Raw genomic sequence first — 15,430 nt, forward strand, 5'->3', positions numbered from 1 at the left:
CGATGAGCCTGCCGGTCCCCTCGGCCAGCATCAGGGCCAGGTTCTACTTTTCAGAATAGGAAGTGACAAATGGAACAGGCGGTCATCGTATCCGTAGCTCGCACGGCAATGGGCAAGGCCTTTCGCGGGGCTTTCAATGACACTGAAGCACCAGTACTCGGTGGTCATGTGGTGCGTGCAGTTGTTGAACGGGCAGGTATCGAATCGTCCGAGGTCGATGATGTGGTCATTGGCGTAGCGGCTCAGCAGGGGACTCAGGGTTACAACTTGGGGCGGCTGTGCGCTTACACGGGCGGCCTGCCTGACGCTGTGCCTGGCATGGCGCTGGATAGGATGTGCGCTTCGGGATTGATGAGCATCGCAACTGTCGCCAAAGGCATCATGTGTGGCGAACTGAACATTGCGGTGGCTGGAGGTCTGGAGTCCATTTCACTGACCCAGAACAAACACAAAAACACTTATCGGTCCCAGTCCAAAGCTGTGTTGGAGGTCGCACCCAGCGCCTATATTCAGATGATCGAAACCGCTGAAATCGTTGCGAAGAAATATGAGATTCCGCGCGCCTTGCAAGATGAATATTCCCTTCAAAGCCAACAGCGTGTCGCAGCTGCTCAGCGTGATGGGCTGTTCAGTGATGAGGTCGTACCCATCACCACGGCCAAACAATTGTTCGACAAAGAAGGCAACAGCCTTGGCCATGAACTGGTTACGCTGACCCAGGATGAATGCAATCGGGCCGATACGACGCTCGAGAGTCTGACGAACCTGAAGCCGGTTTGGAAGGGGGGTAATTGGATTGCTGAAGGACAGCACATAACTGCTGGCAATGCCTCGCAACTGTCCGACGGAGCTGCGGCCAGTTTGCTGATGAGTGCTTCTGAAGCAAAACGCCGGGGATTACAACCGTTGGGGGCTTACCTGGGGCTTGCGGTAGCGGGCTGTAAACCTGAAGAGATGGGCATCGGTCCGGTTTATGCTATTCCCAAACTACTCAAGCAGCATGGGTTGGCGGTCAAGGATATTGGATTGTGGGAGATCAACGAGGCATTTGCCTGTCAGGTGATTTACAGCCGCGACCAGTTGGGTATTCCTCAGGACAGGCTTAACGTAAACGGTGGAGCTATTGCCATTGGGCACCCCTTTGGAATGAGTGGCACGCGGATGGTCAACCATGCTTTGCTCGAGGGTCGACGTCGCGGCGTTAAATATGTCGTTGTGGCCATGTGTATCGGCGGTGGCATGGGAGCCGCCGGGCTTTTCGAGGTGTTATGAGTGTGAACGCTCAAGCCGGTGATTGGTTATCACGGATCCAGGCGCGCCTTGATCAGCCTTATGCTCGGGTTTTGGCGTGCGATCCCGTGAACTCAAGCATGATTCGACACTGGTGCGAGGCACACGGTGTCAATGACTCACGCTATCGGGTAGGGGCGGGCGAATGCAGCGACGGAATGTTGTTGGCCCCACCGAGCATGTTGCAGGTATGGCTTCAGCCAGGCCCTTCTGGCTGGCGGCCGGAAGGCTCGGCGCAAGTGGATTCGGCGGAAATTATCCGGCTGTTCAGTGAGGGAGGCTATACCGGCCTGGTCGGCGTCAATGTTGATCAGGAGTTCGTACGATACCTTCGTGCGGGTGAACGGCTTTATAGCGTTAGCACCCTTGTGTTGGTGAGTGATCGTAAAACTACGGGGTTGGGCGACGGATACTTCTTCACTGTACGCCAGGACGTATTTACTCAGGACAATGAAAAGGTTGCTGTCCTTCACTTCCGCCAGTTGTGCTATAGGCCGAAGGAGTGATCATGACCAGTGATTCGCCTGTGCGCTTTGAAGATATTAGTGTCGGCCAATCGTTGCCCACATTGCGGGCTGAGGTAACGACCAGCAGCATCATTACCAGTGCCATCGCCACTCGTGATTTTCATCCGATCCATCATGATCTCGATGTTGCCCGGAATTTGGGGCATCCAGCGCTTTTCTTGAATATCTTTTCAAGCGCTGCCTATCTCGAACGCTTCGTCAGTGAATGGGCTGGACCCGTGGCGCGTCTCAGCAAGATGAGTATTCGGCTAGGTGCTCCGTGTTATGCCGGAAACACGTTACGCATTGAGGGTACTGTCAGCGCCTCAGGGGCAACGCCAATACGGTGGGTTGAAATTGAGATGCACGCATATGGGAATGAAATCGTGCATGCCAGTGGCGCGATAAGGCTGGAGTGGCCTTGAGTAGTTATTTTTTGCCTGCAAAAAAGTAGTGTCCGACTCTCAAACAAGAATAAGAAGGATGACCATGATGAACGACGGCAGTAAGGCAGCCGCTACCGGCCGCAACGAAAACGCCAAAGCGTGTGTGGTTGTGGCCGGCCCTGCGCTGGTAGCGCTAATCCCTATGGCGGCGGCACCCGCGCTACCGGCCATGGCGGTGCAATTCGCCGCCGAAGGTGACGGAGCACTTTTTGCACAACTGGTGATGACGATTCCCGCGGTCATGGTCATTCTCGCCGCTCCTCTCATGGGCTATCTCGCTGAACGTATCGGGCGTCGATCGGTACTGCTCAGTTGTTTGTTTCTGTTCACCCTTTCGGGTGCCAGTGTGATGTTGTTAAGCGATCCCTGGTTGTTGATCGGCTCAAGATTAGTGTTGGGTGTAGCCGGCGGTGGGTTACTAACCATTTCATTTGCATTGGCGGGGGATTTCCAGGGGCACCTTCGTGAGCGCGTACTTGGTTTCGCTGGTGCCGGCGCGGCGCTTATGGCTATTGTCGCGATGATCGCCGGTGGGCACCTGGTGGACTTATTGGGATGGCGAGGGCCTTTCATACTCTATTTGTTAGGTTTGCCCGTGGTGCTTCTGGGCTGGTTTGCAGTGGCTAGGCACAGTGCCGTAGAGCGTATCGTTAGCGACGTCAAATTTCCGATGGGCAGCCTTTGGCCGCTTTATTTGCTAACCATCGTGTTGACCATTGGCCTATTCATGCCGGGTATTCAGGGGCCATTCCTACTTGAGGCTGATGGAGTAGAAAGCGCGACGACTCGAGGTCTCGTGCTATCGGCCTATTCATTGGTGGCTGCGATTGCCGCCGGTAGCTTCGGTTACTTGCGCCGTCGTTTAGAGCCAAGAGCCGTGTTGGTACTGACGACGCTCGCTCTGGGTGTCGGCAGTCTGGTTATGGCCACCGCTCACGGAGTCTTGGGGTTAACTCTGGGTTGTGTGATTACCGGGATCGGGGCTGGGCTGGTGGAGCCGATTACGGTGTCGATGATTTTGTCCCGTGCACCGGAACCGGTTCGGGCGAGGGCTGTTGGACTGCTCTTGAGTGCGGTGTTCCTTGGACAATTCCTTAACCCGCTGGCGGTCGGACCTCTGCGGACGTTTTACGGTATTCATGGTGCATTTTTCGGTATCGGTCTGATCTTCATGGGGCTGGCGATCATGCTTTGGCTGCTCAAACGTAAGCGCGCAGACAGTTCGGTGCCGGTGCCTTCCAACAGCGAACTTTGAGTGCTGGGTTAGAGAACCTCAAATGCCCCCGCCTGATATTCAGGTTGGGGCATTTTTCATTGTGCTTTCTTAAAGGCAAGCTGCAAGGCGTTCGCCGCCACGCTCAAGGCCCCGTCGGCCGCATCAATGACCCCGAGCATGCTGGCGAAACCATGGATTTGCCCCTTCCAGCGGTGAAGGCGAGCAGTGACGCCTGCCGCCATCAGCGCTTTGGCATACGCCTCGCCCTCATCGCACAAGGGGTCATACTCGGCGGTGATCACGGTGGCTGGCGCTGCTGTAGGTGAAAGTGTCGCTCGCAATGGTGAGGCGTGCGGGTCGTTCGCCGCCGATTGATCCGGCAGATATTGTTTCCAGTACCACTGCATCATTTCGCTGGTAAGAAAGTAATCCTGGCCACGTGTCTGGTAGGACGGGCTGTCGAAGCGGCAGTCGGTTACTGGGTACAGCAGCACTTGATGGCTGAGTGTCGGTGCGGCGTTCTGTGCGTCGATGTTGGCGATCACAGTGGCCAGATTTCCTCCTGCACTGTCACCAGCGATGGCGATGCGACTTGGATCGCCACCGAGTGAGGTGGCGTTCGTGGTGATCCAGTTCAGCGCGGCAATGCCATCATCGATGGCAGCCGGAAATTTCGCTTCTGGCGCCAGGCGATAGTCGACCGAGACAACCAGGCTTGTCGCTCGATTGGCCAGACAACGGCAGATGTTGTCGTGCATCTGAGGCGAGCCGAAGACGAAACCGCCACCGTGAAGATAAAGGGTGATGGGTAGCGGACCTTCGGCATGCGGGTAGTACAGGCGCAGACCCAGTTGACCGCCGGGGCCTTCAATACTGAGATTTTCAATCCGTCGCACCTCATCGCCGGGACTGAAGGGGGATTCGCCTGCTGGCATTTGGGCCAAGGCAACACGTATCTGTGCGCCGTCCATGCTGTAGTCTATCGGTGGCATCAAGGCCAATAACTCAAGGGCGGCTTTGGCTTGTGGGTGAAGTGGCATGGAGTCTGTTCCTGTTTTGTGGAATTGATCAATCGTGCTGGGTGCTCGCCAGGATGCGCTGCAGTCGGCGCTCGGCCGCTGTGCGAACTTCCTGTTGGGGGAAAATCCAGAATCGTTGCGCTTCGATCCCGGCGAGAATCTTTTCAGCCAGGATCTCGGGGGACATGGCATGGCTGATCAAATCACGTAGGTGCGCATTCAGTTCCCCACTGTGGACAGAGTCATTACCGTTCAGGCCTTGGGCAATACCTGTGTTGATGGCAGCAGGGCAGACAACCGAGAGAGTGATGGGATGGCCTGTAGTCGCCATCTCCGCCGCCAGACATTCGCTTAGCGCGATCACTCCATGCTTGGACACGGTATAGGGCGCCACCCAGGCACCGCTGGTAAGTCCGGCCAGAGAGGCGATGTTCACGACATGGGCGCCGCCGGTTTGGTTGAGCAAGCGCGGGATAAAGGCGTTAATGGCGTGAATCACGCTCCACAGATTGATATCCAGCACACGCTTCCATTCTTGCAAGTCGAGTTCCCAGCTGGCACCGCTGCTCAGAACGCCAGCATTGTTGATCAGCAGGTCGACGCGACCAAAGCGTTCGAATGCCTTGATGGCCAGGTTCTCCACGGCGGCCGACTCTGCGACATCCGTTTCGACAGACATGGCTGTGATGCCCTGTGCGCACACCTCGGCATGAACCTGCTCCAGCCCAGTCGAGTTGATATCCGCCAGCACCAGCTGACAGCCGCGCTTGGCCAATGCAAGCGCCAGGCCTTTGCCTATGCCGCTGGCCGCGCCGGTCACAACAGCAACCGAGTTTGTGCAGATGCGCATGGGGATCGTGCTCCAATTCCGAAATAAATCCCGTTCTAGCGCGGGAGAGGGCTTCGGAGCATCGTCCGCACGGACTAACCGACAACTCGTCCAAATGGGGTATGTGCTGATCTGAGGTGACGCCTAACGTGAACACAACCTGAGTGCGATGCGTGCCTGACGCGCGCGCTTTATGTGGTCCGGCTGGATTTGGCGCCACGTGCGCTACGTTTTGAGGAGAGAGAAATGGCACTGGGACACAAGATCGAGACACAAGCGATCCCGGAGCGTTACGCCCGTGGCTGGCATTGCCTAGGGCTGGCGGAGGATTACAAAGACGGCAAGCCGCATAAGCTTGATGTATTTGGCACGAAGCTGGTGGCCTTCCAGGGTGAAGATGGCAATGTGCATATACTCGATGCGTATTGCATTCACATGGGCGCCGATCTGAGTATGGGCGAAGTGCAAGGCAACTCCGTCGTTTGTCCTTTCCATCATTGGAGTTGGGGGGCGGATGGCAAATGCAACAGCATTCCTTACTGCAAGCGAATTCCTCCAAGAGCCAAGACCAAAACCTGGCAAACGCGTGAGCAGAACCTGCTGTTGTTCGTGTACAACGACCCGGAGGGCAACCCACCGCCGCCAGAAGTCGAAATTCCACGGATTGATGCGTGCTTCTCCGATGAGTGGACCGATTGGAGCGTCAAATATTGGCTGTTCAACACCAACTGCCGTGAGCTGGTTGACAATTTGGCGGACGAAGGTCACTTCAATGCGGTCCACCATGCTCCCAATGATTATTTTGCCAATATTTTCGAAGGGCACAAGGCCAGCCAAATCACCATTGGTGGGAGTGAAACGCTCACGGAGGGAGGGTTGAGTACCTACAACACCTATTTCGGACCGGCTTATCACATTACCCATATGATCGCCGAACAGGGCGGTATGACCATCGAGTCAATCCTGCTGAATTCACATGTGCCCAGGGATCTCAATAGCTTTCACCAGCGTTTTGGGGTGATCGTCAAGCGTGTGCCAGGGATGTCCGACGCCGAGAACGAAGCATTGGCCGAAGCGTACTCGCAGGCGGTGTTCGATGCCTTTGCCCAAGACCAGGTGATCTGGGACAACAAGGTGCGAATCGACAATCCGATGCTCTGTGAAAACGACGGCCCGATCTATCAGTTACGTAAGTGGTATTCGCAGTTCTATACCGACGTCGCGGATCTGCCGGCGGATGTGGGTGAGCGCAAAATCTTCGAAACCGTGACCAAGGTGGCATCGCCCGCGATGCATCATGTGTTCGAGCAAGACGATTGCGCGGATCAATATTCCACACCACTACACGCCGATCGCACGGCATGATGTGACAGAGGCAAGGCAAGTGAAGGGCGGGCTGGGTTGATCCTGGTTCGCCCTTTTTTCATTAGTGAAACCCCGACGGCGGGGGCTGAGCATTAGTCTTTTTGGACGATGCTTGGGGGTTGTGGGAATGGAAGGATAGGTTAAAGGCACACAGTCTCTGGTGTGACCCATCAGGATTTATAGGGAGAAGTTGCATGTCCATTCAGTCCGTACCCAAGACGTCGATCCCGAGTGAGTACGACCTCGTACAACGTGCTCGCGCGATGGTGCCGCGGTTGCTTGAGCGTGCAGAACAGGCCGAGCGAGACGGTAAGGTCCCCGATGAAACGGTTGGTGAAATGCTGGAGGCCGGCTTCTTTCGGGTCTTGCAACCCAAACGTTACGGCGGTTATGAAATGTCCCCGTCGACCTTTTACAAGGTGCAGATGATCTTGGCCGAGGGCTGCATGTCGACGGCCTGGATCTACGGCGTTCTGGGCGTCCACCCTTGGCAGATGGCCTTGTTCGATGAGCGTGCCCAGGATGAAGTTTGGGGAAGCGATACTTCCACTCTGGTAGGTTCAACCTATATGCCTGTCGGTAAAGTTACGCCGGCAGAAAAAGGGTTTCGTTTGAGTGGACGTTGGAGTTTCTCCAGCGGTTGCGAACATGTCGAGTGGATTTTCCTGGGAGCAATGGTTCCTCCCAGCAATGAGGGGGATGCGCCTGAATACCGGACTTTCTTGTTGCCAAAAAGTGACTACAGAATTGTCCATAACTGGAATACTTTCGGCCTCAAGGGCACCGGAAGCCACGATATTGTCGTCGAGGATATTTTTGTTCCAGACTATCGAACCCATCGCACTCGGGACGATTCAGTAGCGGCCCGTCCGGGCTTGGCCATCAACAATGCGCCGCTCTATTTGCTGCCTTTTGCACAGGTGTTTGTGCGTGCGGTGTCGTCTTCTTGTATCGGTGGTCTGCAAGGCGCGCTCAATGCCTTTCGAGCAACTGCCGCAGTACAAGTCAGTCGCAATTTCCTCGGTGCGACGGCCAATGATCCGTCGGCTCAATTGGTGGCCAGCGAAGCAGCTTCGGCGGTTGATCAGCTCAAAACGACATTGTTTCGCAATTTCGAAGCTCTGATGAGCGCTGCGCAGAAGGGCGAGCCGGCCCCTATCGAAGACCGTCTGCTGTATCGCTTTCAATCGTCCCAGGCGCCGGAGATCTGCGCACATCATGTTAGTCGCCTACTTAAGGCCTGCGGCGGTTCCGGGCTTTATCAAAGCCATCCGGTGGTGCGCTACTTCCTAGATATTCATGCGGGACGAGCACACGTCGCCAACTACGCAGACCCTGTAGGACGCAACTTCGGTGGGGTGCTCTGTGGTCTTGAGAATAAAGACACTACTGTTTAAGCGCCTCTGGGCGGCTTTCAGTCTCGCCAATAATAACGACAAGATCAGGCCATGAATGCGATAGCAAACCGGGATGAAGCATACGATGTAGTCGTGGTCGGGAGCGGGGCGGGCGCGATGCTGACGGCTGCCCGAGCTCACGACTTAGGCTTGTCGGTACTGGTGATCGAAAAAACCGACAAATACGGCGGCACGTCTGCCGTGTCGGGCGGTGGAATCTGGATTCCCAACAACGATCACATTGCCGCCAGCGGCGGTACCGATAGCGTAGAAGATGCCAATGCGTACATGATTGCTGCGGCCAAAGGCGAAGTGGCGTCTGAGCGCATTCGTGCCTATGTCGATCAGGCGTCACAGATGCTGCGTTATGCCGAAGAAAAGACGCACATGCGTTATCGTGCCGTGCCGAATTATGCCGATTATTATCAGGATTTACCGGGGGCCAAGCTTGGCTACCGGACCCTCGATCCTTTGGCCTTCGATGGCCGCTCACTCGGTTCGCTATTGTCTCGGTTGCGTGAAACGTCGCCCACAATGTTGATATTTGGGCGCATGGGCATGACCACATTTGAGGCCATGACCCTGTTGGCCCGGGTACCAGGTTGGAAGAAACTTGCATTCAAGATGGGTTGGAAATACTGGCTGGATTTGCCTGGACGGCTTCGCGGCAAGCGTGATCGTCGGTTGACCATGGGCAATGCACTGGTGGGTTCACTGCTGCGTTCTTTGTTGGATCGCAACATTGCTATCTGGTTGAACACGCCGTTGAAAAGCCTGCGCGAGGAGGGTGGTCGTGTAGTGGGCGTACAGGTGAATCACCAGGGGCGGGAGTTGTTCATCCGTGCTCGCAAGGGCGTCGTGCTGGCTGCCGGTGGTTTTGAGCGCAATCAGCAAATGCGTGAACAGTACTTGCCGAAGCCAACTCAAACCGATTGGACGGCAGCGCCGCCCTGCAATACCGGCGACGCGATAGTGGCTGGCCAACAGTTGGGGGCGGCGGTGGATCTGATGCAGCATGCTTGGTGGACGCCTACTGTCCATGTGCCTGGCGAGGAAAAACAGCGCGGCTTGTTTTCCGAACGCGCCTTGCCAGGGTGTATCGTGGTCAATCGATTGGGACAGCGCTTTGCCAACGAAGCACAGGACTACCTGGATTTCGTCCTGGCGATGTATGAAGACCACGCCAGGACCAAAGCCAATCTACCAGCCTGGATGATTTTCGATGCTAACTTTCGGCGTAAGTACAACGCAGGTCCGTTGGTCTCTGCCTCAGTGATGCCTGATGCGCTGTTGCCACGTGATTGGCTGGGCAACGTGTTCTTCCGCGGAGAAACCCTTGAATCCCTTGCCGGCGCCATTGGTGTCGATGCCGCAGGTCTGACGGACAGCGTGCAGCGTATCAATCGCTACGCGGCCACGGGTATCGATACGGATTTTGCCAAGGGCGGGAACCAGTACGACCTGTTCTATGGTGATCCTACCGTCAAGCCCAATCCGTGCCTTGGACCAATCCTCAAGCCGCCGTTCTACGCATTGAAACTCGACGCGGGAGAGATCGGAACCAAAGGAGGCCTGGTGACCGATGAGTTCGCTCGGGTGTTGAACGAGTCCGGACAGCCTATCGTCGGACTCTATGCCACGGGCAATACCTCGGCGTCGGTCACCGGGCCTTCTTATCCCGGAGCGGGGGCCACGCTAGGGCCTGCATTGACATTTGGTTTCATCGCCGCCAACCATCTTGCGGGAGAGAAAAATGCTTAAAGGAAAAATTTGCCTGGTGACGGGAGCAAGTCGTGGTGTCGGCCGTGGCGTTGCACTCGCGCTTGGCGCCGCGGGCGCTACGGTCTACGTGACGGGTCGCAGTGTGCGCGAGGGTGATGCGCCTCTGCCCGGCACGATTTATCGCACCGCTGAAGATATCGACCAGTTGGGCGGGCAGGGCATCGCCGTGGTCTGCGATCATGCCGATGATGATCAGGTTCAAGCTTTGTTCGAGCGAGTTCAGCGTGAGCAGGGTCGGCTCGATATTCTGGTCAACTGTGCTATCGCCATTCCCGCAGAGCTGACAGATATAGCGCCGTTCTGGAAGAAGCCGCTGACGATGACCGAATTATTTGGCGTCGGTATGCATTCGGCGTATGTCGCCTGTTATCACGCGGCGCCCTTGCTGCTTGAAACCCAGGGGTTGATCGTCAATATTTCTTCCGCTGGCGGACGTTGCTACATGCATGGTCCGGCTTATGGTGGTGCAAAGGCTGCGACCGACAAGATGTCCCATGATATGGCTCACGACTTCCGTCCGTTTGGAGTCAGCGTTGTGTCTCTGTGGCCGGGTCTGGTCAAAACCGAGCGGACCCTGGCTGTCTGTGCAGCGGAGCCAGAGAAGTACGGCGACTGGCTGGCCATGGGCGAAACACCGGAATTTCTTGGACGGGTAGTGGCGGCGTTGTATCTGGACAGCGAGCGACAGCTGCGTTCGGGGAGGGTTTACTATGCCGCCGAGTTGGCAGTGGATTACGGTGTGCAGGATGAAGGTGGCACGCAGCCTCCATCTCATCGTGCGTTCCTCGGCGACCCTCCTGAGTTCTCCTCGGCGGTAGTCGAGTAGCGCAACCTCTTTTGATCATCGCTCCACTTCATGCATTGATCATCGCGCCCCATCAAAGGGGCGTTTTTTTTGCGGCGAAGATATAAAACACTGGCGATAGTCCTATTGGACGATGAGTCCAGAGGTATTGAATCTGAGAATCCACTCATCCCAGAAACAATTAAAAAACAAGGGGCGCGCGTTGAAGAATCGCATGCAAGACAAGGTGGTATTGATCACCGGCGCGGCCAGTGGTGTCGGCCAGGCAGCCGCGCAAGCGCTGGTAGATCAGGGCGCTCGAGTGGTCGTTGCCGATATCGATGAGCACAATGGTCGTGAAACCGTTCAACGCTTGGGTGAGGCTGGGCTGTTCGTACGTTTGAACATCGCCGATGAGTACGATTGGGAGCAAGCGGTGGCCGTGACTTATGCGCATTTCGGGCACCTGGACGCGGTCGTTAATAATGCCGGTATTTTGCCGACGGGAGACATCGAGCAGACCAGTCTACAAGATTGGCGGCGGACGCTTTCGATCAATGCCGATGGGACTTTCCTTGGCTGCAAATACGCCATTCAGGCGTTACGTGAGAAGGGTGGCGCCATCGTCAATCTTGCGTCCACCGCCGCTGTTGCGGGTCACCCTGGCATGTGCGCCTACTCGGCTTCCAAGGGGGCCGTGGCTGCACTGACGCGTAATGTGGCTGCGCATTGTCTCAATCATGGCTATCGAATTCGCTGCAATACGATCATTCCTGGAGGGGTCCGCACACCGATGACGGCGGCCATCTGGAGTGGGAATGATGACCTCAGTTTTGCCGATAATCCCAAGTCACCTTTCTGTGAACCGCTGGATATCGCCAATCTGATTGTGTTCCTCGTCTCGGATGAATCGCGATACATCAATGGTGCTGAAATGCGCGTCGATAATGCATTCCTGGTGGCGCTCGGTTGAGCTGGAGATTTAAAACATGAGCGGCCCGGTTTATCACACGCTTCGTATCCGAACCGTCATTGAAGAAACGCTGGATGCCAAGTCCCTGGTTTTCGATGTTCCGCCTTCGTTGATTGACACCTTTCGCTATCGGCCGGGGCAATTCCTCACATTGCGTTTACCCATTGGCGAGCGACACCTGCCCCGTTGTTACTCCCTGGCCAGCTCGCCCTTGGTCGATGACTTGATGCGGGTCACCGTGAAGCGCGTTCGCGACGGACGGGGCTCCAACTGGGTCTGCGATAACTTGAATGCTGGCGATGAATTGCAGGTGTTGCCACCTGCAGGCGTATTTACACCGAAATCATTTGAGGGCGATTTCTTGCTCTTCGGTGGGGGCAGTGGCATTACTCCGGTGCTGTCGATCCTGCGCTCGGTGTTGGTGGCGGGCACGGGACGAATCTGTTTGATCTATGCCAATCGCGATGAGGCTTCGATCATCTTTCGTGATGAGTTGAAAACCCTTGCTGCTGCCCACCCATCACGTCTGCAAGTCCTGCACTGGCTGGACTCGGTTCAGGGTATTCCTTCGGTCGCCCAACTTGCGGAACTGGCGCGGCCATGGCGCCATGCCAATTGTTTTATCTGCGGCCCAGGGCCTTTCATGGACGCGTCGGTCGAGGCGCTTCACGGTCTGGAGCTTCCCCAGGCACGGATCCATGTCGAGCGCTTCGTGTCCTTGCCTGAAGAAGGCACTGAGGTTGCGCCGATCCAAGGCGGTGGCCCGGTCAAGGAAACGCGTCTTGACGTCACGCTTGATGGTGAACATCACCAATTGACCTGCACCAACCAGGAGTCTCTGCTCGACGCCATGCTGCGCGCGGGTATCGATGCGCCTTATTCCTGTCGCGCCGGCGCCTGCGCTACCTGCATGTGCACGCTGGAGAGCGGGAAAGTGAATTTACGCGTGAATGATGTATTGGACAAAAACGAGCTGGCTGAAGGCTGGACGTTGGCATGCCAGGCGGTTGCCGACAGCGATCACATCGCTTTGCGCTTCCCGGATTGATCGTCCCGGGTCGTTTTAACATTGAGGTTTATTGAACATGGCGTCGAATACTCTGACTATCCCTCGCATGCTGGCGCATTCGGCGCAGTGCCACGGAGAACGTATCGCTATCGAGGAGAACGGTGTTGCGATCACGTACGCAAAGTTACATGCCAATGCCTTGAGTGTTGCAGCGGGACTTATGGCGCTAGGCGTCGAACCTGGCGACCGAGTCGCTATCTGGGCACCCAACGGCAGCCAGTGGATCGTCGCGGCGCTGGGTATTCATTGCGCAGGGGCGGCTTTGGTGCCAGTCAATACTCGCATGAAAGGCAGTGAGGCCGGCTATGTGCTGGCCTCCAGTGGTACGCGCGTACTGTTCAGTGCCGGGCAGTTTCTGGGGAGTCACTATCCGGAGTTGCTGGCTGAACATCGTCCCTCCTCGTTGACGCAAATCGTCGTCCTCAATGACGCACGTCCTACCGAATTTAGCTGGGAAAAGTTTCTCGATAAGGCGCAGCAAATTGATAACGCTATGGTGGTTCAGCGTGCGGCGGCGGTGACTCCGGATATGCTCAGCGATGTGATGTTCACCTCTGGCACGACGGGCAATCCCAAAGGCGTCATGACTGCTCATGGACAGAACCTGAAAGCTATCGACGGCTGGGCTCAAGCCATGGGGTTGTGCGCGGAAGACCGCTATTTGATCGTCAATCCGTTTTTTCATGCCATGGGGTACAAGGCGGGTTGGTTGGCGGCATTGTTGCGTGGCGCAGCAATCCTGCCGCAACAGGTTTTTGATACGGCGGCGGTACTAAAATCCATCGAACGTGACCGCATCAGCGTATTACCTGGACCTCCCACGGTATTCCACAGCTTGTTGGCCGACCCGGCGCTGACGACGACTGACCTTTCAAGCTTGCGCGCAACCATTACCGGTTCGACCACCATCCCCCCTAGCCTGATTGAGCGCATGCGCAGCGAGTTGGGCTTCAAGGTCGTGCTGACCGGCTACGGACTGACGGAATCCTGTGGTTTTGCCACGTTGACCTCTCGGGATGATTCGCCGCAGGTGGTCGCTCACAGCTGTGGCCGAGCGATGCCAGGCGTTGAGCTGAAGATCATTGATGAGCACGACCGGGAGGTTGTGCCAGGTACGGCGGGTGAAGTGCTGATCCGTGGCTACAATGTTATGCAGGGGTATTTTTCCGATGAAGCAGCCACTCGTGAGGTCGTCGACACCGAGGGTTGGCTGCACACAGGTGATATCGGCTTGCTTGATGAGGCAGGCTGTTTGCGCATCACGGATCGACTCAAGGACATGTACATCGTGGGTGGATTTAACTGCTACCCGGCTGAGATCGAACGTTTGATCGCTGCTCATTCGGCCGTGGCCCAGGTGGCAGTAGTCGGTGTCCCGGATGATCGTATGGGGGAGGTCGGGCGGGCCTTTGTGATGTTACGTTCAGGCGCGTTGATAAGTGGCGAGGAGCTGATTGCCTGGTGCCGTACGAACATGTCGAATTATAAAGTGCCGCGCTACGTCGATTTTGTTGACAGCCTGCCGACGAACCCCAGCGGTAAAGTCCTCAAGCGTGAGCTGAGGTCGGTGGCACTGGCGCAGATTTCCTGAACGCAAAGCGTGCGGAATGATTAAAAAGAGGGAACCGATCGGTTCCCTTTTCACACTTTTCCTGGCTCATCGGCCATCCGATAACCCTCCAATCAGCATGCGCATCGAATCCTCTTCAGTGAGATTCGAGGGCCGCCGAGCCACTGATTTTCGGGGGACTTTGATCGAATCGATAGTCTCAATGGACGATGTTTGATCCCGCTATCCATCTGAGAATCGCCATTAGGTAATCGAATTTTTCTGAGAGGCACTCATGATCGATATCAGAGGACTGGCCTACGTGGTCGCGGAGTCGACTGACATTGCCCGTTGGAAACGCTATGGCGAACAGGTAATGGGCTGTATGTCGACGACGACGGCAGCAGGTGGGGTCTATCTCAAGCTCGACGAGCGTCCCTATCGCTATGTCATCACACCAGGGCAGCGAGATTGCTACTTCGCTTCCGGTTGGGAAGTCGCTGATCAACAGGCGTTCGACAAGGCTGTTGTCGAGCTGCAGGCCGCCGGTGTCAGCCCGCGCAAGGCAACTGCAGTCGAGCTGGTGTCGCGTATGTTTCAAGACATGGTCTGGTTCCTTGACCCCTCGGGAAATCGCCATGAAGTGGTCTGGGGTCTGAAGTCTGACTTCAAACTCTTCGATTCACCGGTCGGTGTCCCGCAATTTATTACGGGAGCGATGGGGTTGGGGCATACCGTCTTGCCTGCCCCGAACTTCGACGCCACCTGGGTTTTTTTCCGCGATGTGATGGGCTTCGGTTTGTCCGATATCTACAACCATCAGGCTGGCCCCGATGCTCCGATTCAGCGTTTGCACTTCACCCATTGCAACAACGGTCGTCAGCACAGCTTGGCGTTGTTTGAAGCTGAGGCGCCATCCGGCTGCATTCATGTCATGGCCGAAGTCGACTCGATGACCGAAGTTGGGCGGGCCATGGATCGTTGCAAGGCACAGGGGTTCAAGCTTCTGGCGAGTTTGGGCCAACACGTCAATGACGAAATGGTGTCCTTCTACATGGAAACTCCCGGCGGGTTTGCGTTGGAGTACGGCTATGGCGGGCTGGTCGTGGACTGGAGCCAGCACTCGGTATTTGAAGCCACCGCGATCAGCTATTGGGGGCATGACTGGAGTCTCGGTCTCGCCACTGCACACCTGGATAAATGAG

The 15,430-nt window shown here is 56.3% G+C and carries 14 protein-coding genes; 12 read left to right on the forward strand and 2 right to left on the reverse strand.

The features are described 5' to 3' along the window. Nucleotides 1-69 precede the first annotated feature (69 nt). The 4 genes from ACEN9A_RS11200 (at nt 70) to ACEN9A_RS11215 (ending at nt 3,497) form a co-directional block, all read left to right on the forward strand. The gene (locus tag ACEN9A_RS11200) at nt 70-1,272 is read left to right on the forward strand and encodes an acetyl-CoA C-acyltransferase (protein WP_413386724.1); all 1,203 of its coding nucleotides are present in this window, start codon (nt 70-72) and stop codon (nt 1,270-1,272) included. 2 nt (nt 1,273-1,274) lie between these two features. Beyond that, nucleotides 1,275-1,796, forward strand: coding sequence for an FAS1-like dehydratase domain-containing protein (locus ACEN9A_RS11205; protein ID WP_413386722.1), 522 nt, complete (start codon nt 1,275-1,277; stop codon nt 1,794-1,796). A gap of 2 nt (nt 1,797-1,798) precedes the next feature. Next, the gene (locus ACEN9A_RS11210; RefSeq protein ID WP_413386720.1) at nt 1,799-2,221 is read left to right on the forward strand and encodes a MaoC/PaaZ C-terminal domain-containing protein; all 423 of its coding nucleotides are present in this window, start codon (nt 1,799-1,801) and stop codon (nt 2,219-2,221) included. A gap of 67 nt (nt 2,222-2,288) precedes the next feature. Further along, a complete protein-coding gene (locus ACEN9A_RS11215; protein ID WP_413386718.1) occupies nt 2,289-3,497 on the forward strand; it encodes an MFS transporter in 1,209 nt (402 codons plus the stop codon). Between the two features lie 56 nt (nt 3,498-3,553). On the opposite strand, the gene lipP1 is transcribed toward ACEN9A_RS11215, so the two are convergent. Together lipP1 and ACEN9A_RS11225 are read right to left on the reverse strand one after the other, a co-directional pair. After that, complete coding sequence (gene lipP1 / locus ACEN9A_RS11220) at nt 3,554-4,498, reverse strand: LipP1 family hormone-sensitive lipase (RefSeq protein ID WP_495688583.1); 945 nt, start codon at nt 4,496-4,498, stop codon at nt 3,554-3,556. A gap of 28 nt (nt 4,499-4,526) precedes the next feature. Next, a complete protein-coding gene (locus ACEN9A_RS11225) occupies nt 4,527-5,327 on the reverse strand; it encodes an SDR family NAD(P)-dependent oxidoreductase (RefSeq protein ID WP_413386714.1) in 801 nt (266 codons plus the stop codon). Between the two features lie 225 nt (nt 5,328-5,552). On the opposite strand from ACEN9A_RS11225, the gene ACEN9A_RS11230 reads away from it, so the two are divergent. The 8 genes from ACEN9A_RS11230 (at nt 5,553) to ACEN9A_RS11265 (ending at nt 15,429) form a co-directional block, all read left to right on the forward strand. After that, nucleotides 5,553-6,671, forward strand: a complete 1,119-nt coding sequence (locus tag ACEN9A_RS11230) for a 3-ketosteroid-9-alpha-monooxygenase, oxygenase component (protein ID WP_413386712.1) — start codon at nt 5,553-5,555, stop codon at nt 6,669-6,671. Between the two features lie 194 nt (nt 6,672-6,865). After that, complete coding sequence (locus tag ACEN9A_RS11235) at nt 6,866-8,068, forward strand: acyl-CoA dehydrogenase family protein (protein ID WP_413386710.1); 1,203 nt, start codon at nt 6,866-6,868, stop codon at nt 8,066-8,068. Nucleotides 8,069-8,119: 51 nt separating this feature from the next. Next, nucleotides 8,120-9,829, forward strand: coding sequence for an FAD-dependent oxidoreductase (locus ACEN9A_RS11240; RefSeq protein WP_413386708.1), 1,710 nt, complete (start codon nt 8,120-8,122; stop codon nt 9,827-9,829). Next, nucleotides 9,822-10,676 (forward strand): SDR family NAD(P)-dependent oxidoreductase, encoded by an 855-nt coding sequence (locus ACEN9A_RS11245; RefSeq protein ID WP_413386706.1) that lies wholly within the window; start codon nt 9,822-9,824, stop codon nt 10,674-10,676. Before ACEN9A_RS11240 ends, ACEN9A_RS11245 begins: the two co-directional genes overlap by 8 nt. Before the next feature lie 181 nt (nt 10,677-10,857). Beyond that, nucleotides 10,858-11,607: an SDR family oxidoreductase gene (locus ACEN9A_RS11250; RefSeq protein ID WP_495688584.1), complete on the forward strand. Its 750-nt coding sequence runs from the start codon at nt 10,858-10,860 to the stop codon at nt 11,605-11,607. A 16-nt stretch (nt 11,608-11,623) separates the two neighbouring features. Next, nucleotides 11,624-12,655, forward strand: coding sequence for a 2Fe-2S iron-sulfur cluster-binding protein (locus tag ACEN9A_RS11255; protein WP_413386703.1), 1,032 nt, complete (start codon nt 11,624-11,626; stop codon nt 12,653-12,655). A gap of 37 nt (nt 12,656-12,692) precedes the next feature. Beyond that, complete coding sequence (locus ACEN9A_RS11260) at nt 12,693-14,267, forward strand: FadD3 family acyl-CoA ligase (RefSeq protein WP_413386701.1); 1,575 nt, start codon at nt 12,693-12,695, stop codon at nt 14,265-14,267. Between the two features lie 253 nt (nt 14,268-14,520). Further along, nucleotides 14,521-15,429 (forward strand): VOC family protein, encoded by a 909-nt coding sequence (locus tag ACEN9A_RS11265; protein WP_413386699.1) that lies wholly within the window; start codon nt 14,521-14,523, stop codon nt 15,427-15,429. Nucleotide 15,430 lies beyond the last annotated feature (1 nt).

It is taken from the genome of Pseudomonas sp. Pseusp18 (assembly GCF_059506005.1).